The organism is Thermodesulfobacteriota bacterium (assembly GCA_040754335.1).
Lineage (GTDB): Bacteria > Desulfobacterota_D > UBA1144 > Nemesobacterales > UBA2774 > 2-12-FULL-53-21.
The window spans coordinates 77574-101324 of sequence record JBFMCV010000007.1; the positions used below are offsets into that span (position 1 = coordinate 77574).

Annotated in this window: 15 protein-coding genes; 7 read left to right on the top strand and 8 right to left on the bottom strand. The window is 55.2% G+C overall.

The features are described from left to right. Nucleotides 1-453: 453 nt before the first annotated feature. Nucleotides 454-1488, top strand: a complete 1035-nt coding sequence (locus AB1598_13630) for a transporter (protein MEW6146046.1) — start codon at nucleotides 454-456, stop codon at nucleotides 1486-1488. A gap of 173 nt (nucleotides 1489-1661) precedes the next feature. Continuing rightward, nucleotides 1662-2531 (top strand): carboxypeptidase-like regulatory domain-containing protein, encoded by an 870-nt coding sequence (locus tag AB1598_13635; protein ID MEW6146047.1) that lies wholly within the window; start codon nucleotides 1662-1664, stop codon nucleotides 2529-2531. Nucleotides 2532-3572: 1041 nt separating this feature from the next. On the opposite strand, the gene polA is transcribed toward AB1598_13635, so the two are convergent. Continuing rightward, nucleotides 3573-6290, bottom strand: a complete 2718-nt coding sequence (polA, locus tag AB1598_13640) for a DNA polymerase I (protein ID MEW6146048.1) — start codon at nucleotides 6288-6290, stop codon at nucleotides 3573-3575. 152 nt (nucleotides 6291-6442) lie between these two features. On the opposite strand from polA, the gene AB1598_13645 reads away from it, so the two are divergent. Continuing rightward, nucleotides 6443-6790, top strand: coding sequence for a phage holin family protein (locus AB1598_13645; GenBank protein ID MEW6146049.1), 348 nt, complete (start codon nucleotides 6443-6445; stop codon nucleotides 6788-6790). 4 nt (nucleotides 6791-6794) lie between these two features. Here AB1598_13645 and AB1598_13650 read toward each other — a convergent pair whose 3' ends face one another. Continuing rightward, nucleotides 6795-7820 (bottom strand): zinc-dependent dehydrogenase, encoded by a 1026-nt coding sequence (locus AB1598_13650; protein ID MEW6146050.1) that lies wholly within the window; start codon nucleotides 7818-7820, stop codon nucleotides 6795-6797. A 58-nt stretch (nucleotides 7821-7878) separates the two neighbouring features. After that, nucleotides 7879-8682 (bottom strand): 3-hydroxy-5-phosphonooxypentane-2,4-dione thiolase, encoded by an 804-nt coding sequence (lsrF, locus tag AB1598_13655; GenBank protein MEW6146051.1) that lies wholly within the window; start codon nucleotides 8680-8682, stop codon nucleotides 7879-7881. A 387-nt stretch (nucleotides 8683-9069) separates the two neighbouring features. Between lsrF and AB1598_13660 the strand changes: the two genes are divergently transcribed. Together AB1598_13660 and AB1598_13665 are read left to right on the top strand one after the other, a co-directional pair. Further along, nucleotides 9070-9498 carry a carboxymuconolactone decarboxylase family protein gene (locus tag AB1598_13660; protein MEW6146052.1) on the top strand — a complete coding sequence of 143 codons (429 nt, stop codon included), beginning with the start codon at nucleotides 9070-9072 and terminating at the stop codon, nucleotides 9496-9498. Further along, nucleotides 9495-10457 (top strand): alpha/beta fold hydrolase, encoded by a 963-nt coding sequence (locus AB1598_13665; GenBank protein MEW6146053.1) that lies wholly within the window; start codon nucleotides 9495-9497, stop codon nucleotides 10455-10457. The genes AB1598_13660 and AB1598_13665 overlap by 4 nt, the downstream gene beginning before the upstream one ends. A 216-nt stretch (nucleotides 10458-10673) precedes the next feature. Here the strand turns inward: AB1598_13665 and bioF are convergent, their stop codons facing one another. The 3 genes from bioF to bioB are packed head-to-tail and all read right to left on the bottom strand — an operon-like array spanning nucleotide 10674 to nucleotide 14311. Further along, nucleotides 10674-11852 carry an 8-amino-7-oxononanoate synthase gene (bioF, locus tag AB1598_13670; GenBank protein MEW6146054.1) on the bottom strand — a complete coding sequence of 393 codons (1179 nt, stop codon included), beginning with the start codon at nucleotides 11850-11852 and terminating at the stop codon, nucleotides 10674-10676. 54 nt (nucleotides 11853-11906) lie between these two features. Further along, nucleotides 11907-13265 (bottom strand): adenosylmethionine--8-amino-7-oxononanoate transaminase, encoded by a 1359-nt coding sequence (gene bioA / locus AB1598_13675; protein ID MEW6146055.1) that lies wholly within the window; start codon nucleotides 13263-13265, stop codon nucleotides 11907-11909. A 59-nt stretch (nucleotides 13266-13324) separates the two neighbouring features. Further along, nucleotides 13325-14311 carry a biotin synthase BioB gene (gene bioB, locus AB1598_13680; protein ID MEW6146056.1) on the bottom strand — a complete coding sequence of 329 codons (987 nt, stop codon included), beginning with the start codon at nucleotides 14309-14311 and terminating at the stop codon, nucleotides 13325-13327. A gap of 344 nt (nucleotides 14312-14655) precedes the next feature. On the opposite strand from bioB, the gene AB1598_13685 reads away from it, so the two are divergent. Further along, nucleotides 14656-15216: a response regulator gene (locus AB1598_13685; GenBank protein ID MEW6146057.1), complete on the top strand. Its 561-nt coding sequence runs from the start codon at nucleotides 14656-14658 to the stop codon at nucleotides 15214-15216. Between the two features lie 242 nt (nucleotides 15217-15458). Then, the gene (locus tag AB1598_13690; GenBank protein MEW6146058.1) at nucleotides 15459-16934 is read left to right on the top strand and encodes an aldehyde dehydrogenase family protein; all 1476 of its coding nucleotides are present in this window, start codon (nucleotides 15459-15461) and stop codon (nucleotides 16932-16934) included. 502 nt (nucleotides 16935-17436) lie between these two features. Here the strand turns inward: AB1598_13690 and AB1598_13695 are convergent. After that, nucleotides 17437-18921, bottom strand: a complete 1485-nt coding sequence (locus tag AB1598_13695; GenBank protein MEW6146059.1) for a glutamate synthase subunit beta — start codon at nucleotides 18919-18921, stop codon at nucleotides 17437-17439. Nucleotides 18922-18993: 72 nt separating this feature from the next. Next, nucleotides 18994-23598 carry a glutamate synthase large subunit gene (gene gltB, locus AB1598_13700; GenBank protein ID MEW6146060.1) on the bottom strand — a complete coding sequence of 1535 codons (4605 nt, stop codon included), beginning with the start codon at nucleotides 23596-23598 and terminating at the stop codon, nucleotides 18994-18996. Between the last annotated feature and the right edge of the window lie 153 nt (nucleotides 23599-23751).

The following is a 23751-nucleotide window of genomic DNA, read 5'->3' on the forward strand; positions in this document are numbered from 1 at the left end:
TGTCAGCAACGATAGAGCTGATATACGGGGATGAGGGTGAAACCGGGACCGAAAAGCATTGCTTCTGCCATAGCTGCTGCAGCTCGGGTTTCAAATCCGAAATTCCAAAACCCGCAGCCGCTCCTTCCGCGACGTGCGTAGACAGAAGCCGCTTCCCTATCGAGAACCAGTCCGCCGAATCGGACTATCTCGATAGCAACATCCCTATACGCTCACCCCCGGCTGTCGTAATTTAGCCAAGCTATTAATTGCATATCCAGACGCGGGCATGTCTTAACAAGAGCGCCCTCCCGTGAGCGTCTGTCATTTCCGGGCGGATTATCACAGTGATCTAACCGATCGTTCAATCAACTGTCGGAGCCGGTGAAGGTGCGGAATAAGCACGCTTCAGCCTATGGTGATAGCGCCGCCCGGACGGTCTGACCTAACTTATACACAGGGAGAAATATTACTATGAAAGCCAATGCAGCAATCACAATAATAGCAATGCTGTGTCTGTTATCGGTTTTATCATTTTCGAACGAGACGGCTGCTCAGCTCTGGGACTCCGACCGGCCCGACGCGAACGCTCCGGCCGGGGTCATGGACGACCACGTCCACAGGGCGGGGCACTGGATGCTGAGTTACAGGTTCATGTATATGAGCATGGAGGGGTTGAGAAACGGAACGCATAAAGTGAGCAACCGGGAGGCGCTCGAGAAATACATGATGATCCCGACGAAGATGGACGAACAGATGCACATGTTCGGGATCATGTACGCGCCGACGGACTCGATAAACGTAATGGCCATGATACCCTACGTCAGGAAATCGATGACCCACGTAAACCGGATGGGGGAGCACTCAAGCGTAACCAACGACGGGCTGGGCGACGTGTCGATAACCACCATATTCAAAATATTCGACGCGCACAGGCAGAGGGTCCAGCTTAATGCCGGACTGAGCTTTCCGACAGGATCTATAGATGAAAGGGGCTCCTACGATATGCAGCTGGGCTCGGGGACGTTAGACCTGATTCCGGGGATCACTTATCTCGGCCAATACGGGAGGTTCTCCTGGGGAGCGCAGGCGAGCGGGGTAATCAGGATCGCCGAGAACAAAAAGGATTATGCGCTCGGGGACAGGCTCGACGCGACTGCATGGGGGGCGTGGGACTGGTTTAACTGGATAAGCACCTCGGCGAGGGCGGACTGGCAGTCGTGGGGGAACGTAAACGGCGCGAACCCCGCTCTCAACCCTGAAATGATGCCATGCGCAGACCCCGATCTCCAGGGAGGAGACAGGCTCGACCTGCTGCTCGGCGTCAACTTCTACGTGCTGGAGGGACCTGCGTTCATAAAAGGGCAGAGGCTCTTCGCCGAATTCGGCCTCCCGGTCTATCAGAACCTCGACGGGCCGCAGTTAGAGACGGATTGGGTGCTGTGGCTCGGGTGGCAGTACGGCTGGTCCTTCGGAGGAAAGCACCACGGGCACAAGGGACACCATTGACAGTCGTCCATTGAAAACCGTAACACCGGCCGGGGAAGACCTCTCTTTTCCAGCCGGCGTTACAACATCTATGTAAAAATAAAGTATTTTCAGTTAATATAGGTTTAGCGGGAAGCGGCCGGCTGTAGCGTATTATTTTTAACCATTAACCAACTACTATGGAGGATAGGATCATGGTTAAATTACTGAGCAGGCATTCGATCTTATTAATAATACTAGTTATGGCCTCATTCATGTCGTACGGTTTTTGGGGATGCGACAGCGGGGGCGGCGGGGGCGGCGGCAACAAGACCAGGATCAACGGAACGGTGCTCGAGGTCGTAACCGGCTCGGTATCAGACATAAAGGTCACCGTCTTTAACAGTAATGATAAAAAGATTGACTCAACAAGAACCAACCAGCTTGGTCAATTCACTCTCAGATTCAAGCCCAACGCGGATACAGTAAAAATAGAGTTCGAAGGGTCCAATTTCACGCTTTCCAGGTTCATCGCCGTTACACGGGACAGCGATGTGATATTCAACGTGACGCTGATAGTATCGCCCGGGGAGATCATTGTCAACGACTGGACAGTATTTCAGGACCCGATACGCGGCGATGGCACGGACGAGTTTTCATTCGACTCCCTCGAAGCCGACTTCGAGATAGACGGGGACGGGAACACCTGCATCAGGTCCCACGGGGAAAGCCTCGTCGAGATAACGGCGAGGAGCATAACACTCAGCGACTGCAATATAGGAATAGATACACAGGGCTCGGGATTCGTCCTTCTCGAAGCCGATTTCGATATTACCATTAGCGCCAACAAGGACGCCATAAAGACGAGCAACGAATCGTTCGTCAGGGTCACACAGACCGTCTCGCCGATAGATAACAACATATTTATCACGTCTCTCAGGGAAAACGGAATAAAGGCAGCAGGCTCATCCGAGGTCGAAATCGATCCCCAGAACGACTGCTCTATAAGCGGCGCGAAGTCGGCGATAAACCAGTCGGGCTCATCCGTGGTCGATCCCGACGGATGTACGCTCGTCGACGGATGAGGCGGGAGGCCCCTTCATCGCGGGCCTTCGCAGAAGTCTATACAATCAGTCAACTGCGACCTGTGCTTCTCAATTTGGCTTTTGTAACGACGATACGAAGTAATTTCTGCGTTCGTGCTCTTAACCATTAGCGACCGATTCGCTTTGTCTTCTGCAGCGGTTTAGCCGAACATTCGCATTGAAGCACTTAATCCAAGAGGTCCGGTTGTTCGCTCGCTCACAACCGTTACTTGCTCTAAATTGTTGCTTAGGACTGTTGTTCGGGAATGACTAAAAAGATAAATCCCCCTTACTCCCCCTTTTTCTAAGGGGGAAATTAAATGACAAAAACAAATGTGAGATAGCGGCTGTTCCTGCAGAACCTCGCACAGACAGATAAAAAATATCGCGGCTGGAAGCCGCTCCTACAGATTTAAAAGAGAGATGCTGTAACGAGTTCAGCATGACAAAATTATTTTAATGTACCCCCTCACCCTATCCCTAATTTGGTTTAGAAGATATTGAGCCTGAAGTTGATGTACTTAATTGCCTCTGTTCAGAAGGGACCGATTGCTCTTATTCATCGCAACCGTTCCTCGCTGGGGAGAGGAAAAACAAGGATACCTCTTTCGACAACTTTCCGGCTTCGCTTCGGACTCCGCTATCCTCCTATGCTAAAGCTCCCGTCTTCGCGAAGCCCGCTTCGGCGGGCGAAGGAAGGTTGGGGGGGACGAGACGCCGGACGGTCCGGCTTCGCTGTGCTACGCCGTGACAAACAACCGACTTCGCTCTTCGGGCTTCGACGGACAGGGGGCGAACGGGTCTTGTCTCGCTGCCGGCATACCCAGAAGAGATACTGTCGGATCATATGCCCGGCATGTGCGTGCTTCGACACGCTCAGGGCGAACGGGTGGGGGGTGCGGCGTATTGTGTGCCGCCAATTCTGTAATGTCGGGAAAGACAAAAATTGGCGCCGAAGCGGGATGAGTCACCCGCGGGTGTTCATACGCCGCGGATTCTACACTGCACAAGGCTTGATCCCAGCTGTATGTACAGTTGGGATCAGTGGGCTTCCGCCCAGTTCTTTCCGGTGCCTATCTCGACCACGATCGGGACGCTGAGCTTCCAGGCTCCTTCCATTTCTTCCCTCACCATGCGTGATACCGCATCGAGCTCGTCTTCCGGGACTTCGAATAGAAGCTCGTCATGAACTTGAAGTATCATGCGTGTCTTTAAACCGGACGCGAGCCTCTCGTGAATCCTTATCATGGCGATGTTGATTATGTCGGCTGCCGAGCCCTGTATCGGCGTGTTCATCGCCGTCCGCTCCCCGAAGCCCTTCCTGTTCCTGTCCTCCGAAGCGAGCTCCGGTATCGGACGCCTCCTGCCGAGGATTGTCTCTGCATAACCTTTTCTCTTCGCGTCGCTTACGGATTTATCGATGTATTCCCTTACCTTCCCGTAGCGCTTGAAGTACTCGTCTATGTAGCTCTTCGCAATCGATACCGAAGTGCCGAGCTGCTTCGCGAGGCCGAAAGCGCTTATACCGTAAATAATTCCGAAATTGATGCTCTTCGCGAGCCTCCTCATATCGGGTGTCACGAGGTCGGGGGTTACGCCGAATATCTCTGACGCCGTCCTGTTATGTATATCGCCTCCCGTTGTAAATGCTTCGATGAGACTTTCGTCGCCCGAGAAGTGGGCGAGCAGCCTGAGCTCTATTTGCGAGTAATCCGCCGAGAGCATTATATAGCCCTCTTCGGGGATGAACGCCTCCCTTATGCGCTTCCCCTGAGTAGTCTTTATAGGGATATTCTGGAGATTCGGGTCGCTCGAGCTGAGCCTCCCTGTGGAAGAGCCAACGGGATTGAAAGATGTGTGGAGCCTGCCTGTCCTGGGGTTGATTAGCTTCGGGAGCGCGTCCACGTACGTGGACTTGAGCTTGGAGAGGGTCCTGTGCTCGAGCACCTTCTCGGGGACGGGGTGGAATTTGCTGAGGTCGCTCAGCACCTCGACGTCGGTCGAGGACTCGCCTGTTTTCGTGAGCTTTTTCTGGGGCAGGCCGAGCGTATCGAAAAGCACCTGCCTGAGCTGTATCGGAGAGTTCAGGTTAAACTCGTAACCGACATCCTCGTATATCGACTTTTCTATCTCCTTTAGGCCTGCATCGAACTCTTTAGAGAGCTCTTTTAACCTCGCGGCGTCGACCTTTACGCCGTTTATCTCGATCCGGGCAAGGACATCTATGAATTTGAGCTCGATGTCCCTGTAGACCTTGGTCAGGTGAGCCTCTTCGAGCTCAGGGGCGAGCTTGCCCGAAAGGAGCATCGCCACGTCCGCGTCCTCGCAGGAGTAGACCTTGGCCGCCTCGAGCTCAACTTCTTCGAAGTTGATCTTGGATTTCCCCGTTCCGGTAACGTCCCTGTAGGAGATCATGCGGTGCCCCAGATAGACGCGGCAGAGCTCATCCAGACTGTAGCTCATCCTCGATGAATCGAGCATGTGGGCCGCTATCATCGTATCGAAGGAAATGCCGCCCAGCCTGAGCCCGTACATCTCGAGGAGCACCAGCTCGTATTTGAGGTTCTGGCCTATTTTCCGAAGATTTGTATCCTCGATGACGGGCTTTAATTTCCCGAGCACGAGCGGCAGCGCGAGCTGCCTCGTCGAGGAATCGGAAAGCGCCCTGTGCGCGACAGGGATGTAGTATGCCTCGTGAGGGGCGGGGCAGAGCGCGATGCCGACGATCTCGGCGAGCATGGGGTCAGGCGATGTAGTTTCGAGATCTATAGAGACCTCGCCCGTTTCCTTTATCCTTCCGATCACACGCTCCAAAGCGTCTTCGGTCATAACGAGCGAATAGTTGTCGTAGGGGACTGCACCGCTCTCATTCTTCTTTTGCGCCGCTGCTGCTCCTCCGTCTCCGCCCCCGTCGCCCAGCTCGCGGAGCAGGTTCTTGAATTCGAGCTCCTCGAATATCTCCCTCAGCTTCGCCTTGTCGAAGCCCTCGTACCTGAATTTGTCGAGCTCCATGTCGAGGTCCATATCAGTCTTTATCGTTACGAGCTCCTTACTGAGAAGGGCATCCCCCTTCTTCTCCCCGATAAGGTTACGCTGCCTTTCGGCGAGCTCGTCGAGGTTTCGAAGGAGGTTGTCGAGGGAGCCGAACGACTTGATGAGCCCTATTGCCGTCTTCTCGCCTATGCCTTTGACGCCCGGGATGTTGTCTACCGGGTCCCCCATGAGCGCGAATACGTCCGTAACCCTCTCGGGAGGGACGCCGTATTTTTGGATTACGTCTGGTATCCGGGTCTCCTTGTTCTTCATCGTATCGAGGAGTGTTACCTTGTCCGATACCAGCTGGCAGAAGTCCTTATCCCCCGTGACGAGGACGACGTCCATGCCCTGCCGCTCGTAGTCTCTCGCGATCGTGCCCATTATATCGTCCGCCTCGAACCCCTCGACGCGGAACTGCGGAATCTTGAACGCGTCCACGACGTCGAAAATCTTCTCAAACTGAGGCACCAGGTCGTCGGGCGGGGCGCCTCTGTTGGCCTTGTAGAGAGGATACATATCGTCCCTGAACGTCTTTTCCTTAGTGTCGAAAACGATCCCCAGATAGTCGGGCTTGTAGTCCTTCAGGAACTTGAATAACATTGAGGCAAACCCGTAGACGGCGTTGGTAGGGAAGCCTTTGGAGGTGCTCAAGCGTCTAATTGCGTAGTAAGCCCTGAAAATATAAGAGCTGCCGTCGATGAGATATAAAACGGGTTTTTCCATAACCGTACAGTTTAGGTTTTAAAGGGATGGGTGTCAAAATGAAGAGGCGCAGGACGCCTATCCGCACTTTTACTTTCTATTTACCCCAAATCGTGAATAATATTGAGGGTAACAGGTAGAATCTTTTTGGAAAACGGCAGAAGGGGGATCCGATGAAATATCTTCTCATTCAGTGGATAATCAGCACCGCGAGTCTCCTGATAGTGTCGTATATAATTCCGGGTTTCGTCGTGGAGGGGATAGGAAACGCACTCCTCGCGGCCGTTATAATAGGCCTGATCAACGCGACGATAGGACTGTTCCTCAAGATAATCACGCTCCCGCTCTCAATACTGACGTTCGGCATATTCCTCCTCGTCATAAATGCGCTGATGCTAATGCTGGCCTCGTCGATATTATCTCCGGGCTTCCACGTGAGAGACTTCTGGACGGCTCTCCTGGCAGCCCTTGTGCTTGCCATCGTGAGCTCGATCTTGCGCCATCTACTGGGGGAGAAATAGGAACTCAGAGTCCGGGATCGATAATGACCTTTATCGAATCCCTTGCTTCTTCGACCATGCGGAAGCCTTTCTGAGTCTCCGAAAGCGGGAGCCTGTGAGTCACCATTCCGCCGACGTTCACCCTCTTAGCCCTTATGAGCTCGAGCGCTATGGAGAGGTCTTCGGGCGAGGCCGCGTAAGAGCTCACGGTCTTTATACCGGACCACCAGAATTCGTTGTAGGGGATTTTGAGCTCGACATCGGGCCCGGAGGGTGCGAAAAAGAGTATCGTACCGCCCGGCTCGACTAACCTGAACGCGCCTTCTATCGCGGACTGCGCGCCCGTGCATGCGATGACGAAGTCTGCCAGGCGGCCGTCGTTGACGCCGCGGATGAAGGAAGCCGTCTCCCCGCCTGCTTGCACGGCGTGATCGGCGCCGAATTCCAAAGCGGCTTTGAGCCTGAAATCGCTTATGTCGGACGCTATTATGCGTCCCGCACCCTGGGCGCGGGCTAGCTGGATGTGCAGAAGCCCCGTTATGCCGCTCCCTATGACGAGCACGGAATCCGTTATCCGAAACCCGGCAAGACGCTGGCCGCGGACGACGCACCCGAGAGGCTCGACGAAAGAAGCCTCGTCGTAGGAGACCTCGTCCGGGAGCCCGAGCACGCCCCTGTCCACGTTTATTGCGGGTATGCGTATGTACTCGGAGAAGCCGCCCGGATCGAAATGGGTCGTCCTCAGAGTCCCGCATGAAGAGTGATTGCCCCTCAAACAGTAATAACAGGTATTGCAGGGGACGTGATGAGTGGCGATGATACGGTCGCCCGGCTTGAACCTCTCTACACCGGCGCCCGTTTCGACTACTTCGCCAGCGACCTCGTGCCCCAGGACGAGGGGGGCTTTCGGGAGCCTGTACCATTCCATGAGGTCGCTGCCGCATATTCCGCTCGCATGGACCCGCATGAGTATCTCGCCGGGGCCGATCCCAGGGACGGGCATTTCCTCGAGCCTGATGTCCCTGTTGTTATAGTACATCGCCACACGCATCTCTTTTCCGCGTGCTCCGGGTTTAGGTTTATTTACGGGATTACGCATGATCCGGAACTTATACGCCTGCCACCTTCTTCGTTTCCTCGTTCTTCAGGCTGAGGAAGAGGTCGTGGGCCTGTTTCGGCTTGCCGTTTTCATGGACTATCGACCTGATAGCACTGATTACCGCAACGGGGTGGTCGTTCTGCCATATGTTCCGCCCCATATCCACGCCGACCGCGCCCTGCTGTATGGCATTGTAGGTCATTTCGAAGACGTCCATCTCGGTCTCGAGCTTGGGGCCGCCCGCGATAACGATGGGAACGGGACAGCTCGTCGTTACCTTCTCGAAATCCTCGCAGTAGTATGTCTTGACTATGTGCGTGCCGAGCTCGGCGCATATACGGCAGCAAAGAGCCAGATACCTCGCGTCCCTCTTCTCCAGCTCCTTCCCGACCGCCGTGATGCCGAGGACGGGAATGCCGTATTCCTCGCCCTGATCGACAAGCGCGGCGAGGTTGAGGAGCGTCTGCTTCTCATGTTCGCTACCCACAAATACGGATATGCCGACGCCGGCAACATTCAGCCTTATAGCGTCCCTGAACGACGTAGTGAGGCCCTCGTCGGAAAGGTCGGCGCCCACTATGCTCGAGCCTCCGGAGACCCTGAGGACGACGTTGGCGCACGATTCGGGGTCTACCGAGCTCCTGAGTACGCCTCTCGTAAGCATTATGGTATCGGCGTAAGGGAGGAGGGGGGTTATTGTCTCACGAGGGACCTCGAGCTTGTGCGTAGGACCGAGGAAATAGCCGTGGTCGAACGCAACCATCACGGCCCTGCCTGTCTGCGGGTTGATTATCCTGGCCATTCTGTTTTTCATGCCCCAATCCATAGCCGTAACACCTCTCATTTGTTAGAATTTATTACAAAACTTTAAAGTAACGGAGGCCGGTTGTCAATCGGGACGGGGTATTCAATGAAAATACCGAGCGCCGGCAGGCCGTTATGAGATTAAGAGACATTTAAGAATCCCTTTATATTCAGCCTGTATGCTGATCCCGTGTACGGCCGGGCGGATCGGGCGGTCTTCGTGGAACGAAGAACGGAGCGTAAATCAGGCCATTTTTGCATTTGCACATAAAATCTGCGAGAGTGTAATATATGCCAATAATACCAAGATATTACAACTCATAACACATGTGCATTTGCAAAATAACCGCTTGACTCTGATCTTTTTGCCCTTAAATTTATACGTATGGAGAAAACCATGAACAGATATGAACAGGGTATAGAGAGATTCAAGGAAATCAAGGGCAACGGGGCAGAGAAGTCGATCGAGCGCTTGAAATCGCTCCACCCGGACCTTGAGAAGCTGGTTATGGAATTCGCCTTCAACGATATCTACGGTAGGCCCGAGCTCGATATCAAATCGAGGGAGATCGCCACAGTCGCGGCGCTCGCCGCTCTTGGGCACACCGCTCAGCTCAAAGTACACACGCAGTCGGCTTTGAACGTCGGGGTGACCCGGGAAGAGATCGTCGAAATCATCCTACAAATGGCGCTCTACGCGGGCTTCCCAGCGGCGATCAATGCTATGCAGGCCGTGAAAGAGGTATTCGTCGAGGTCGATTCAAATCAAAGAACTACAAACGGCAGCGGCTTGATACCCGAAAGGAAGAAGCTTGCATCCATATGACCGTCACAGGACCGCGCTCCGGTACCGTTAAAGTAAACGGCATAGACATATACTACGAGATCCACGGCTCGGGCGAGCCCGTCTTGCTTATCGAGGGGCTCGGATACTCGGCGTGGATGTGGTATAAGCAGATTCCGGCTTTCTCCAAGAGATACCAGGTTATATTGTTCGACAACAGGGGAGCCGGGAACACTGACAAGCCGGACTCTGAATACTCGATAGAGATAATGGCGGACGACGCCTCGGGACTCCTGAGGACGTTGGGGATAGGGCCGGTACACGTCCTCGGAATCTCTCTCGGGGGATTCATAGCGCAGGAGCTCGCGTTAAGGCACCCCGACCTCGTAAAGAGCCTGATCCTCGTATCTACGAACTCGGGGCCGGGCAGACACGCAATGAAGAACTCCCAGCACCTGAACGGGCTCTTCAAGCTCTGGGGCATCCTGCCGGGGACGTTCGAGATGAGCGGGAAGGCGAGCGTGCCTCTCGGGTTCGAATACGGCATCACCAAAGAAGACAGGATAAGATACGGTCTCTCTCTAGCGTTCACGCCGGAATACTACAAGGCGCATCCGGACGAGATAGAGAAGATCGTGGCATGGAGGCTCGAGAACCCGCAGCCCGGTTACGCATGGAGCCGTCAGCTAATGGCGGGGATGCATTTCGACTCCTCCGGCCGCGCGGAAAGCATTCATGCGCCGACACTAGTCATTAACGGGACCGAAGACAGGATAGTCACGCCTGAAAGCGCGCGTGGGCTTGCCCGGATTATCCCGGATTCGAGATATATGGAGATCGAGGGATCGGGGCACCTGCTATTCATCGAGAGGTCCGACGAGTTCAATGAAATCGTAATGGGTTTTCTCGACGACGTGAGCGCGAAAGACAGCTCGATTGACAAGAGCGGAGACAGCACAGGTTGGTGGAGAAGGATAGTCTCGTTTCTGAATATACCATGAAATAGGGTGCTGGTTCTGGAGATGTTCGGGGGAAGGGCTACGTCCTTCGATAAACTCAGGACGAACGGGTTTTTGTTGAGCAGATTGGGATGAGAAAGAAGGTGCGGGGTAAGATCGCGGCTGGAAGCCGCTCCTACGGATTATTAAAAGACTTGATTCCCGGTTTGTGTCGGGAATGACAAGAATAAAAAGACGAGATATCCGCGGGCAACGGACTCATCTCATACACTTTTTGAATGCGGACTTGAAAGCGTTAAGCGCTAGTCTCACGTGCTCTTCAGTATGGCTTGCCATGAGCGTAGCCCTTATCCTGCACTTGCCGGGAGGGACCGAGGGCGGACGGACTGCAGGGGTATAAACGCCGTTCTCCCTGAGCGCAGCCGCGAATTCCAAAGCGGGCTCCGCCTCGCCGATAAGCACCGGTACTATAGCGGAACCGGAAGGCAACACCGTGAGGCCTATGTCTCCGAGACCGCTCTTGAACATTTCTATCAGACGCCGGAGGTGCTCCCTCCTTCCGGGCTCGTTCTCGATTATATCTATCGCGGCTATGGACGCCGCGAGAGAGGCAGCCGGAAGGGAGGTATCGAATATGTAGCTCCTGACGCGGTTCCTTATGAAATCGGTGAGATTCCGGCTGCCCGCGATGTAGCCGCCGAGAGAGCCTATCGCTTTTGAAAGCGTGCCCATGACTATCGGCACGTCACCCTCCACACCGAAATGCTCAGTGGCTCCGCTTCCCCTTTCGCCGAGCACGCCCGTCGCGTGCGCTTCGTCGACCATGAGCATGCAGCCGAACCTCTCCGAGAGGCTGACGAGCCGGAGGAGGTCGGCGAGGTCTCCGTCCATGCTGAAGACAGTATCTGTAACGATGAGCCTCTTCCCTTTCCTTTCCCTGTCAGACGTCAGGAGAGATTCAAGATGCCCATAGTCGAGGTGTTCGTAAATGCGGACGTCCGCGCGGGAAATCCTGCACCCGTCGATTATGGACGCGTGGTTGAGCTCGTCGCTGTATACCGTATCGCCTTCGCTCACGAGTGACGATATCGTCCCTATATTCGCGAGGTAGCCTGAGCTGAATACGATCGCGGACTCGGTGTTTTTAAAAGACGCTATACGCACCTCGAGCTCCCTGTGGAGGTCTGTGCTCCCGCTCACTAGACGGGAGCCTCCCGAGCCTGTGCCGTATTTCTCGAGCGCGCTGCGGGCCGCCCCGACGACCCTGGGGTCCACCGACAATCCGAGGTAGCTGTTCGAGGCCAGTAGCACGTAGCGCTTACCGTCTATGGTTATTTCGGGGGACTGTCCCGTCCCTAACTCCGTAAGCGCCCGGAAGAGATTTTTATCCCTGATCAGAGCCAATTCCTTTTCTATCCAGTCGAGAGAGTGATTCATATCGCGGAAAGCGTCGGCTTAGATTATGCGCGGCCTACGTATACGCATATAACATCACGCGGCTTCTGTCGCCCTTTTTATCGAATTGTACGTCGCGCGGACGAGCTTCTTCAAATCTTCCATGGGTATACCGAGAGGCGGCATGAGGACCACGACGTTTCCGAGGGGCCGTATCAGCACCTCCTCCTTCATGGCCTCCTCCGCGACCCTCCATCCCATTCTCATCTTCGCAGGATAGGGTTCCTTGGACTCCTTATCGAGGACCAGCTCTATGCCGGCCATGAGGCCTTTACTCCTTACGTCACCGACGTGTTTGAGTCCGCCGAATTCCCTGAGCTCTTCTTCCAGGTAATCGATCTTTTCTTTAAGGTTTCCGAGCGTATCGTAATTTCTGAAGGCTTCGAGGTTGCCCAACGATGCGGCGCACGCGAGCGGGTTCCCTGCGTAGCTGTGGCCGTGGAAGAAGGTCTTGAACTCCTCGTACTCGCCGAGAAAGGCGTCGTACACGTCCTCGGTCGTTATAGTGGCGGAGAGGGGGAGGTAGCCGCCTGTCATTCCTTTTCCGAGGACTAATATATCGGGCGTCACGCCCTCGTGCTCGCAGGCGAACATCCTGCCCGTCCTGCCGAAGCCGGTCGCGACCTCGTCCAGTATAAGGAGGACGCCGTATCTGTCGCAGTATTCCCGCACGCGCCTGAGGTAGCCGGGAGGAGAGACTATCATGCCGCCCGCAGCCTGAACGTAAGGCTCGAATATGACCCCTGCCAATTCCTCGTGATGAGCTTCGAGGATATTGCCGGCCTCATCCGCGCACGCCAAGCCGCAGGAGGGATATGACTTACCGAGCTCGCACCTGTAGCAGTAATAGGAAGGGGCCTGATATGTCTCGAAGAGAAGGGGTTTGAAGGCGGAGTGGAAGAGGTCTATGCCACCCACCGAGACGGCCCCGAGAGTGTCGCCGTGGTATGCGTTCCGCAGAGAGACGAATTTGGTCTTGCCGGGCTTTCCTCTATGCTGCCAGTACTGGAAAGCCATCTTGAGTGCGACCTCGACGGCGCTCGCGCCGTCGCCTGAATAAAACACCTTCTTGAGACCGGGCGGACATATGTCTATGAGCTCCTTCGCAAGGAGCGCAGCCGGGGGGTTCGTAACGCCTAAAAGGGTACTGTGGCTGAGCAGGTCCACCTGCTCTTTGATAGCGTTGTCGATCTCGGGCACGCGGTGGCCGTGAATATTCACCCAGAGCGACGAGACCCCGTCTATATACCTCCTGCCATCGGAATCGATGAGGTATGCCCCTTCGCCACGCTCGATGACGACGGGTTCCTTCCCCTCGTATTCCTTCATCTGCGTGAAGGGGTGCCATACGAATTCCTTATCATAGGCCCCCGGATTTTTCTTTCTGTCTGGCATCTCTGTTTTTCTAAGTGAGTTGCGGGGCGCAAGCCGGGATTGTCAGGCCGGATCTCTCTTCAGTTAACATCCTTCCTGACGGGCATTTCGAGGTCATCGAGCATCCTGAGGTCTTCCTCCGGAGACCTGCCCGGAGTGGTGAGGTAATTCCCCAGTATCATCGCGTTTGCGCCGGCGAGGAGCCCCATCGACTGCAGGTCTCTCAGGGTGACTTCCCTTCCGCCGGCCGTCATGAGTATCTTATCGGGGAGTATGAGCCTGAATATTGCTATCGTTTTTATCGCTTCGAAAGGCTGGAGCGCCTGGAGCTTCTCGAAAGGCGTCCCGGGTCTCGGGTTAAGGAAGTTTATGGGGACCCAGCTAGGGCCGAGCTCTTTCAATTCGAACGCGAGCTCGATCCTCTGTTCGGGCGATTCCCCCATTCCGAGTATCCCCCCGGAGCAGAGGTGCATGCCCGCTTTCTTGACGAGCTCCGCCGTCCTGAGCCTGTCGTCATAGGTGTGGGTAGTGCAGATATTCGGGAAGTAGCTCCTGCAGGTCTCGAGGTTGTGGTTGTAGCGCCAGACCCCGTGCTCCTTGAGCTCGTAGGCCTGCTCTTCCCTGAGGTCCCCGAGGGAGCAGCCTATTTTCAGGCCCGTTTCGGCGCGCAGCAGGTCGACGACTTCGAGCACCTTTCTGAAGATCCTGGGGGAGGGCCCTTTCGCGCTTATCACTATACAGAAATCCATCGCGCCCAGCTTTTCCGATTGTTTTGCCGCCAATAATATCTTTTCGGCGGCCATGAGAGGATGCGCGTTGACTTCCGTATCGTAATGCGCCGATTGGGAGCAAAAAGAACAGTCTTCCGGGCAGTTACCGGTCTGGGCGCTGATTATTGACCTTAAAAAAACGCCGTCGCCCTTATATTTCAGCGTGACTTTCCTGGCAAGCGAGATAAGGTCGGGAACTTCCGGCTTTTCAAGCCCGCAGAGCGCCAATGCCTCCTCAAAACTTATAGGCTCCTCATTGACAAGCAGTTTCTCGGCAACAATTTCGAGGACTGAAATCCCGTCTCTCCCGTCTTATTAATTCGAATTTCACTTAGATTACTGGAAGGGTTTTTATTGTCAATGATACTAGCCTTTTCCCAGAATTGTATTATATAATTATTAATGGAAGATAGGCCGAAATAGCGTGGATACAGACATTGCATCCTCGTTGGTATAAAATATACGGTTGATAAGATGATGCATATTTGGATTCGTAAATTTCAATCCCGCCCGGAAGTCCGAATAAAGGCTTCGTCCGTATATATTCCATGAATATACAGGACGGTGATACAAGAAAAGGTGCAGTTTAAAAATTTCATAACTATCTCACGCGAGACTGACAAACAGGAGGAATCACGCCAATGGAGCAAGTTCTGACTCTCGAAGAAGCCGCTCAATACCTCAAAGTCGCCAAGCCCACACTCTACAGACTGCTAGAAGACGGTAAGATTCCCGCATTCAAGGTAGGGAACCAGTGGAGGTTCACGAAGGAGCTCATAGATAAGTGGCTCTGGGACCAGCTGCCAAAGAAAAAGAACGTGCTTGTGGTGGATGACGAAAAGCTCGTCGCAATGGATATCAAAAAGATAGTTACTTCCGAGGGACACGACGTAATTGCAACTCAAAGCGGGGTCGAGGCGTCGAGGGTTATCGAGGATTCGAACATCGACCTGGTATTCCTTGACCTCGTCCTACCGGACATTAACGGGGTGGAGGTCCTGAAGGAGATAAAGAAAGCGAAAAGCGACCTCCCCGTCGTGATAATTACAGGCTACCCGGACAGCGAGATAATGAACCAGGCCCTCGATCTGGGACCGATCTCGGTGCTCAAAAAACCGTTCAACAGGGACCAGATACGCGATCTGCTGAAGATACTCCTGGCGCCCGCGGCGGGCACGGGAAGAACCAGGGCCAAGCAATAGGACCGTTTTCCAGGCAGCAAAAGGGGGATCGGGAATCACTCCGGTCCGGATAAACAGCAGCCAAAATAACCTGCAGCAAGGTCGCCCGTAACCTGTTACGGCGACTCGCCGGGGGATTATCCGTAATCCCGAAGGGGCCGGTTCGCAGTCACCGGGCGTATCCGAGGTATTCTTCTCTTTTTGGCTTATGTCCCAAAAATTGGATAGAATTCTGGGATAGCGGTTAAGGGAGGTACGTAATTTTGACTGCCAAGATAAGGAAATACGGGCTTTTCATAAACGGAAAGGAGACTGATTCGGTCTCCGGGAAGACGTATATCAGAGAGAATCCCGCGACGGAAGAACCCTTTGCAGAGATAGCCGAGGCCCAGAAGGAGGACGTTGACAACGCGGTGAAAGCGGCGGGGAAGGCTTTCGAGTCGTGGTCGAAGGTCCCGGTCGCTGAGCGGGTAAGGTTCGTTCACAGAATTGCCGAGCTGCTCGACAAAAACAAGGAAGCGGTCGCCCTGACAAATACGCTCGAAACAGGAAAGCCGATACGGGAGAGCCGGCTCGTCGAGGTAGGGGGCTCCGTCAGGACGCTTGAATATTACTCGGGCGCGGCCACGAGACTCAACGGAGAGAGCATGTCGGTATCGGAAAACCAGCTCACCGTTACGCTTAAAGAGCCTCTGGGAGTCGTGGCGCAGATAATACCCTGGAATTTCCCGCTCCTCCTCTCGCTCTGGAAAATAGCGCCCGCGCTCGTAGCCGGGTGTACGATAGTGCTGAAGCCGGCAGAGTATACCCCCTGCGGCATACTGGAGGTGGCCAGGATCGCCTCCGAGGCGGGACTGCCCGACGGCGTGCTGAACGTCGTGCCGGGTATGGGAGAGGTAGCGGGTCAGTCCGTTGTGGAGCACCCGGGAGTGGCGAAGGTGGCGTTCACCGGATCGACCGAAGTCGGAAAGATAGTGATGAAGACGGCGGCAGAGACCATCAAGCGTATCTCCCTCGAGCTCGGGGGCAAAGCGCCATGTATCGTATTCGAGGACGCTGATATCGAGAGCACGATCGAGGCCACCCTGAGGGGAGGCTTCTTCAACCAGGGCGAGAACTGCACCGCCGTAACGAGGCTCCTCCTGCATGAGGACATATACGATAAATTCCTCCCGCCGTTTATAGACAGGGTAAAGAAGATAAGACAGGGTGACCCGAGGAGCGAGGACACGGAGCTGGGCTCGCTCATATCGAAAGAGCACTTCGACAGGGTCAAGTCTTATTTCGAGAAAGGGATAAACGAAGGAGGGCAGGCGCTCCACGGCGGAGGCAGGCCCGATGATTTAAAAAAGGGGTACTTCTTCGAGCCGACGGTGCTTGCCGACGTCGAGCCCGATTCGACGGTCGCGTGCGAGGAGATTTTCGGCCCCATCGTTGCAGTCATACCGTTCAAGACAGAGGAAGAGGCCGTAAGGTTAGCGAACGACACCGTTTACGGGCTCGCCGGGGGGATATGGACGAGGGACATAAAGAAGGCCCTCAGGGTAGCAAAGGCCGTGAAGGCAGGGTATCTGTGGGTGAATACATACGGCGGCATAGTGCCGGAAACCCCTTACGGGGGATTCAAGCAGAGCGGCATAGGGAAGGAGCTCGGCACGGAAGGGCTAGACATGTACCTCGAAACGAAAGCGGTGAACATCTACATAGGCGATAAGATACCGGCATGGTACAAGGGATAAACAGAACCCGCCCGCCTGGCATCAGCCGCTAAAATCTCTCAATTCCTCCCACATGCCTACTGGCGAGAAACCCGTCCATGCTTCGACAGGCTCAGCACGAACGGGTTTGTTAGTTGCAAGATTAAGCAGAGGATATGCGGTGGGATCGTATACGAGCGAAGGTTCTGCGCCTCAGGACGAACGGCTGGGGTTCACTTTTAGGTTAGGCAGAGGAGATTCGGGAGAATCGTATATAAGCACACACTGTGTGCCGCCGGATTTGCCGGTAGAAAATATCGGAGCCAAGTAAGCTGTGAGCAGGTCGTTAAGATAGAGCGACCGATTCCTCGTTTGATCGGAATTGTTGCTCGGAATCGTTTGTGAATGTCGGGAAGGAGAAAGACGAGATGCTGAATAGATCCCGGCTCGTTGGCCGGGACATGGTTTAGAATGACAAGAAAATTAGAGAATTCAATCCCCCGGATTATTTAACATCTGATTATTCGGCATCTATAGAAAAGTACTAGGGGAGATTCGTCGAACCCATCAGGTACCTGTCGCACTCGCGCGCGGCCTGGCGCCCTTCGTTTATCGCCCAGACGACGAGGCTCTGCCCCCGTCTCGCGTCCCCCGCGGCGAATACCCCCTCGATGCTGGTCTGATACTTTCCATATTCCGCCTTCGCATTCGAGCGGTCGTCCCGTGCAATTTTCAGCTGATCGAGGAGCAGGTCTTCGGGCCCTAGGAATCCGAGCGCCAGGAACACGAGCTGCGCAGGCCATACCTTTTCCGTGCCCGGTATCTCCCTGAAGGATGTGCGGCCGTTGTCGCCCATATGCCATTCTATCTGTATGGTGTGGAGCTCCTTCACGTTGCCCTTCTTATCCCCTGCGAACCTCGTCGTCAGCACCTGGTACCTCCTTGGGTCTTCTCCGAATACGGCCATCGCTTCTTCCTGGCCGTAGCTTATCGTATAGACCTTCGGCCACTGGGGCCAGGGGTTGTCAGGGGCGCGTTCGAAAGGCGGTTTCGGCAGTATCTCGAACTGAAGAAGGCTCCTGCATCCGTGGCGCATCGAGGTGGCGACGCAGTCGGTGCCCGTATCGCCCCCGCCGAGAACTATGACGTCCTTGTCCTTAGCCGATATGTATTTCTTGTCCTTGAGACCGCTGTCGAGGAGGCTCTTCGTATTGGCCTTCAAGAACTCCATGGCGAAATGAATGCCCTTGAGCTCCCTGCCCTCGACAGGCAGGTCGCGGGGCTTCGTGGCGCCTGTGCATATAACGACGGCGTCGTATTCCTTCAGGAGCTTTTCCGCCGGATAGTCCCTGCCTACCTCCGTATTCGTAACGAACTTCACGCCCTCTTCGGCGAGAAGCTTGACCCTCCTCTCGACGACGCGCTTGTCCAGGTGAGGGTTGGGTATGCCGTACATGAGGAGCCCTCCTACCCTGTCGTCACGCTCGTATACCGTTACCCAGTGTCCCGCCTTGTTGAGCTGGGCTGCGCAGGCGAGTCCCGCGGGCCCTGACCCTATGACAGCGACTTTTTTCCCTGTCCTCGTTTCCGGTATCTCCGGGACGACCCATCCCTCTTCGAACCCCTTGTCTATTATCGTGCATTCTATCGTCTTTATCGTAACGGGGGTTTCGTTGATACCGAGGACGCACGAGCCCTCGCACGGCGCGGGGCATATCCTGCCCGTGAATTCCGGGAAATTGTTCGTCTTATGGAGACGCTCGAGCGCCTCTTTCCACAACCCCTTGTATATGAGATCGTTCCACTCGGGTATGAGGTTATTTACCGGGCAGCCCGCGGTCAATCCGTTTATGATAGACCCCGTCTGGCAGAAAGGTATTCCGCAGTCCATGCATCTCGACCCCTGGACCCTGAGCTTCGACTCCGGAAGGTGTTTATGGAACTCCTTCCAGTCCCGTATGCGTTCTTCGGGCGAACGGTCGGGCTCAAGCTCTCTGTCATGCTCCATAAAACCAGTAGGGTCACCCATTAAACTTCCTCCACGTCAAAGTCGATACGATTATACCGAATATTGATTTACTTGTACGAGACAGGGAGAGAATTAATTGCCGCTTACTCGGGCCAGGTCTCGTTTGTTTTCTTCAAACGCGGCCATTAGAGCCTCTTCCCCGCTGAGGCCGGTTTTTTGGACTTTCTTTATCGCTTCGAGCATTCTCTTGTAATCCTTTGGCATTACTTTGACGAACTTCCCGGACACGGCGGTAAAGCGCGCAAGCACGTCCCTTCCCCTGTCGCTATGCGTGTATTCGACGTGTCGTTTTATCATGCCTTTTATCTCTTCCAGGTCCTCGCCGTCGAGCTTATCGAGGCTGACCATATCTTTATTGCACCTCACGGGGAAGTCCCCGGTCTCGTCGAGAACGTACGCAACCCCTCCCGACATGCCGGCTGCGAAATTCCTGCCCGTGGAGCCGAGCACGAGAACGCGCCCGCCCGTCATGTACTCGCAGGCGTGGTCGCCGACGCCCTCTACGACGGCGTGGACGCCGCTGTTTCTGACGCAGAAGCGCTCGCCGGCCATGCCCCTGATGTAGGCTTCCCCTCCGGTCGCGCCGTAAAAGGCTACGTTGCCGATTATGATGTTCTCTTCGGGCCGGAACGTCGATCCCTTGGGCGGATACACCACGATCTTGCCCCCCGAAAGACCCTTTCCTATATAATCGTTCGAATCGCCCTCGAGGATAAGGGTCATGGAGTTCGGGATAAAGGCCCCGAAACTCTGGCCCGCGGAGCCGTTGAAGTGGAGTCTTATAGTGTCGGGCGGAAGACCGTCCGGACCGTAACGCCGCGTGATCTCGCTCCCTAGTATCGTCCCCACCGTCCTGTTCACGTTCCTGATGGGCAGAATCGCCTCTACAGGCGTGCCCGCTTCGAGCGCGGGCTTGCATATCTCGAGAAGCACTTTGTTGTCGAGGGCATCTTTCAGACCGTGGTCCTGCTCTATCTGGCAATACCTCCCCCAGTCGGGCGGCACGTCGGGCTGAAAGAGTATCTCCGAGAGGTCTACACCCCTCGCCTTCCAGTGGTCTATGGCCTTCTTCATCTCGAGCTTGTCTGTCCTTCCTATCATTTCGCTTACAGTCCTGAAACCGAGCTGCGCCATAATCTCTCTGACTTCCTCGGCGATGAAGCGCATGAAATTTACCACGTGCGCAGGATCGCCCGAGAATTTCTTGCGGAGCTCCGGGTTCTGCGTTGCGACTCCGACGGGGCATGTGTCGAGATGGCAGACCCTCATCATGATACATCCGAGGACGACCAACGGGGCCGTGGAGAAGCCGAACTCCTCGGCTCCGAGGAGCGCCGCGATGACTACGTCGCGGCCGGTCTTCATCTGACCGTCCGTTTCGAGCACCACCCGGCTCCTGAGGTTGTTGACGAGTAGCGTCTGGTGGGTCTCGGCGAGGCCGAGCTCCCACGGGAGACCCGCGTGCTGTATGCTCGTCTGGGGCGACGCGCCCGTGCCGCCGTCATACCCGCTCACGAGGATCACGTCCGCATGTCCCTTGGCTACTCCGGCGGCTATCGTGCCGACGCCGACTTCGGATACGAGCTTCACGTTGATGCGCGCCCTCTGGTTCGCGTTCTTGAGGTCGTGTATCAGCTCGGCGAGGTCCTCGATCGAGTATATGTCGTGATGGGGCGGAGGCGATATGAGCCCTACGCCCGGTGTCGAGAGCCTGACCTTCGCTATCCAAGGATAGACTTTCTTTCCGGGGAGCTGACCGCCTTCTCCGGGCTTCGCCCCCTGGGCTATTTTTATCTGAATTTCGTCCGAGTTAACGAGGTATTCGCTCGTCACCCCGAACCTGCCGGAAGCCACCTGCTTGATCGCGCTCTTTCTCGAATCGCCGTTCGGGTCGGGGACGTAGCGGTGCGGATCCTCCCCGCCCTCGCCTGTATTGCTCTTCCCCCCTATCCTGTTCATGGCTATGGCGAGGCTTTCGTGCGCCTCGAGGCTTATCGCCCCGTAGGACATGGCCCCCGTCTTAAATCTCCTGCATATAGATTCCACGGATTCCACTTCGTCTATGTCTATGGGCTCGGGCTCGAGCCTGAGGTCGAGCAGGCCTCTTAGCGTATGGAGCTGCTTCGACTGGTCGTTCACGAGCGACGAGAATTTCTTGAAATTCTCGTAGCTCCCCGTGCGTGTGGCGTTCTGCAGCAGGTGCACCGTGCGCGGGTTAAACGCGTGGTGCTCCCCTTCGGGACGCCACTGATAAATGCCGCCCACGTCGAGCGTCTCGGGCTCGACTTCGCGGTCCGGGAATGCCTTCTCGTGCCGCATCCTTATCTCATCGGCGATTACTTCGATCCCCGCGCCCTTTATCCTCGTCGGCGTCCACGTGAAGTATTTGTCCACGAACTCGTGGTTGAGTCCTATGGCTTCGAATATCTGTGCGCCGTGATAACTCTGGACGGCGGATATGCCGATCTTCGACATGGTTTTCACGACGCCCTTCACGACGCTCTTTATATAGTTCTTGAGCGCGGTCTTTTTATCGATGTTCCTGAGCATCCCCTGCTCTATCATGTCCTCTATCGATTCGTAAGCGAGATAAGGGTTCACGGCGCTTACGCCGTAGCCGATGAGGAGCGCGAAATGGTGGACTTCCCGGGGCTCGCCCGATTCCAGTATCAAAGCGACCTTGAGCCTCTTCCCGTTTCTTATCAAATGGTGGTGTAGACCGGAAGACGCGAGGAGCGACGGTATGGGCGCGTGCTGCCTGTCAAAACCCCTGTCCGACAGTATAAGCAGGTTTGCCCCTTCCTCGATCGCCCTGTCGGCTTTCGTGAACAAGTCCTTGAGTGCATCCTCGAGACCGTCGCTTCCTCCAGAGACCTCGAAAAGTATCGGAAGGGTCACGGATTTGAACGTGCTGTTGTCGAGACCCCTTATGCGCTCTAGCTGCTCGTTAGTCAGTATGGGGCTGTCGAGCTTTATCAGCCGGCAGCTCTCGGGCCTGGGGTCGAGTATATTGCCCTCCGGGCCTATCGTGACCTCGGTCGCCGTAATCAGCTCCTCGCGAATCGCGTCTATGGGAGGATTGGTCACCTGGGCGAAGAGCTGCTTGAAGTATTCGAAAAGGAGCCTCGGCTTGTTCGAGAGCACCGCTACAGGGGTGTCCTTCCCCATGGAGCCTACGGGCTCGACGCCGTTCTCCGCCATCGGGCCCATGATTATCCTCAAATCCTCGAACGTGTATCCGAATACCCTCTGCCTCTCGACCATGGCTTCGTGGTCGAATTTCTCCTCGTCCTTGATCCCCTCCGACAGCGGTATATCGGAGAGGTTTATGAGGTTCTGATCGAGCCACTCCCTGTAAGGCTTTTCATTCGCGAGCCTGTTTTTTATCTCCTCGTCGCCTACAATGCGCCCCTCGATCGTATCGATAAGGAACATCCTGCCGGGCTGGAGCCTTCCCTTGCGCAGCACCATGTCGGCCGGGACGTCCAGAACGCCGACCTCGGAGCCCATAATGACCATGTCGTCTTTCGTCACGTAATAGCGGGACGGCCTGAGCCCGTTCCTGTCGAGGACAGCGCCCACTTTGAACCCGTCCGTAAAAGCTATCGACGCGGGCCCGTCCCAGGGCTCCATAAGGCAGCTGTGGTATTCGTAGAACGCCTTCTTCTCGTCGCTCATAGTCTCGTGATTGGACCAGGGCTCCGGTATCATCATCATGATCGAATGCTCTATCGGGCGCCCCGCGAGCGTAAGGAACTCGACGCAGTTGTCGAAATTAGCGGAATCGCTTCCGTCGGGCTGTATGATCGGGAATATCTTTTCGAGATCGTCTCCGAACAAATCGGTGGAAAGCACGGCCTCGCGGGCGTGCATCCAGTTGATATTCCCTCTCAGGGTGTTGATCTCTCCGTTGTGGATAATATAGCGGTATGGGTGCGCGCGGTCCCAGCTCGGGAACGTATTCGTGCTGAAACGCGAGTGGACGAGCGCTATGGCGGACTCCATGTCCTGGTCGCTCAGGTCGGGATAGTATTGCTCTAGCTGCCAGGTCGTGAGCATGCCCTTGTAGACGAACGTCTTGTAGGAGAGGCTGGGTACGTAGAAATACTCGCCCCCCTGCATGCCGGAGAACCTGATATCGTTTTCCCCGCGCTTCCTGATTATGTAGAGCTTGCGCTCGAAAGCGCCGTCGTCTGCGATGCCGGAGCCGCGGGCGATGAATATCTGCTTCATGTAGGGCTCGCCCTTGACCGCCGTGAAGCCCAGAGTTGAATTGTCGGTCGGTATATCGCGCCATCCTAGGACGGACAGACCCTCCTCGCTTATTATCCTTTCGAACGCCTTTATGCATTCCTTTCTCTCGGACGCGTTCGGAGGTAGGAAAACCATCCCCGAGGCGTAAGACTGATAGGGAGGGAGCGTTATCCCCGCCTCTCCGGCTATCTTCTTAAAAAACTTGTGCGGGGTCTGGATCAGTATCCCCGCGCCGTCGCCGGTGTTGACCTCGCAACCGCATGCCCCCCTGTGCTGGAGGTTCCGGAGAATAGTCAGAGCGTTTTTTATTATGGCGTGGGATTTTTCGCCTTTTATATTTACAACAAACCCTATGCCGCACGAATCGTGCTCGAATTGCGGGTCGTACAGACCCTGTTTCTTCGGATATCCCACGGGCTTCATAAAAACACCTTCCTGAAAGATATAAAATGATATGAAGCTGAAACAGACCGGCCTTCGATTTCAGCCGACTAACCCTAAATTAATGTTAGATGAAAATTAAGACAAGTCAACAATGGGGGCCAACAACGGGAAAGTAATTAAATTAAACGGAGA

Coding starts and splice junctions, on each gene's coding strand:
- AB1598_13630 (MEW6146046.1), top strand. CDS start 454: ATGAAAGCCAATGCAGCAATCACAATAATAGCAATGCTGTGTCTGTTA.
- AB1598_13635 (MEW6146047.1), top strand. CDS start 1,662: ATGGTTAAATTACTGAGCAGGCATTCGATCTTATTAATAATACTAGTT.
- polA (MEW6146048.1), bottom strand. CDS start 6,290: ATGGAAAAACCCGTTTTATATCTCATCGACGGCAGCTCTTATATTTTC.
- AB1598_13645 (MEW6146049.1), top strand. CDS start 6,443: ATGAAATATCTTCTCATTCAGTGGATAATCAGCACCGCGAGTCTCCTG.
- AB1598_13650 (MEW6146050.1), bottom strand. CDS start 7,820: ATGCGTGTGGCGATGTACTATAACAACAGGGACATCAGGCTCGAGGAA.
- lsrF (MEW6146051.1), bottom strand. CDS start 8,682: ATGAAAAACAGAATGGCCAGGATAATCAACCCGCAGACAGGCAGGGCC.
- AB1598_13660 (MEW6146052.1), top strand. CDS start 9,070: ATGAACAGATATGAACAGGGTATAGAGAGATTCAAGGAAATCAAGGGC.
- AB1598_13665 (MEW6146053.1), top strand. CDS start 9,495: ATGACCGTCACAGGACCGCGCTCCGGTACCGTTAAAGTAAACGGCATA.
- bioF (MEW6146054.1), bottom strand. CDS start 11,852: ATGAATCACTCTCTCGACTGGATAGAAAAGGAATTGGCTCTGATCAGG.
- bioA (MEW6146055.1), bottom strand. CDS start 13,265: ATGCCAGACAGAAAGAAAAATCCGGGGGCCTATGATAAGGAATTCGTA.
- AB1598_13685 (MEW6146057.1), top strand. CDS start 14,656: ATGGAGCAAGTTCTGACTCTCGAAGAAGCCGCTCAATACCTCAAAGTC.
- AB1598_13695 (MEW6146059.1), bottom strand. CDS start 18,921: ATGGGTGACCCTACTGGTTTTATGGAGCATGACAGAGAGCTTGAGCCC.
- gltB (MEW6146060.1), bottom strand. CDS start 23,598: ATGAAGCCCGTGGGATATCCGAAGAAACAGGGTCTGTACGACCCGCAA.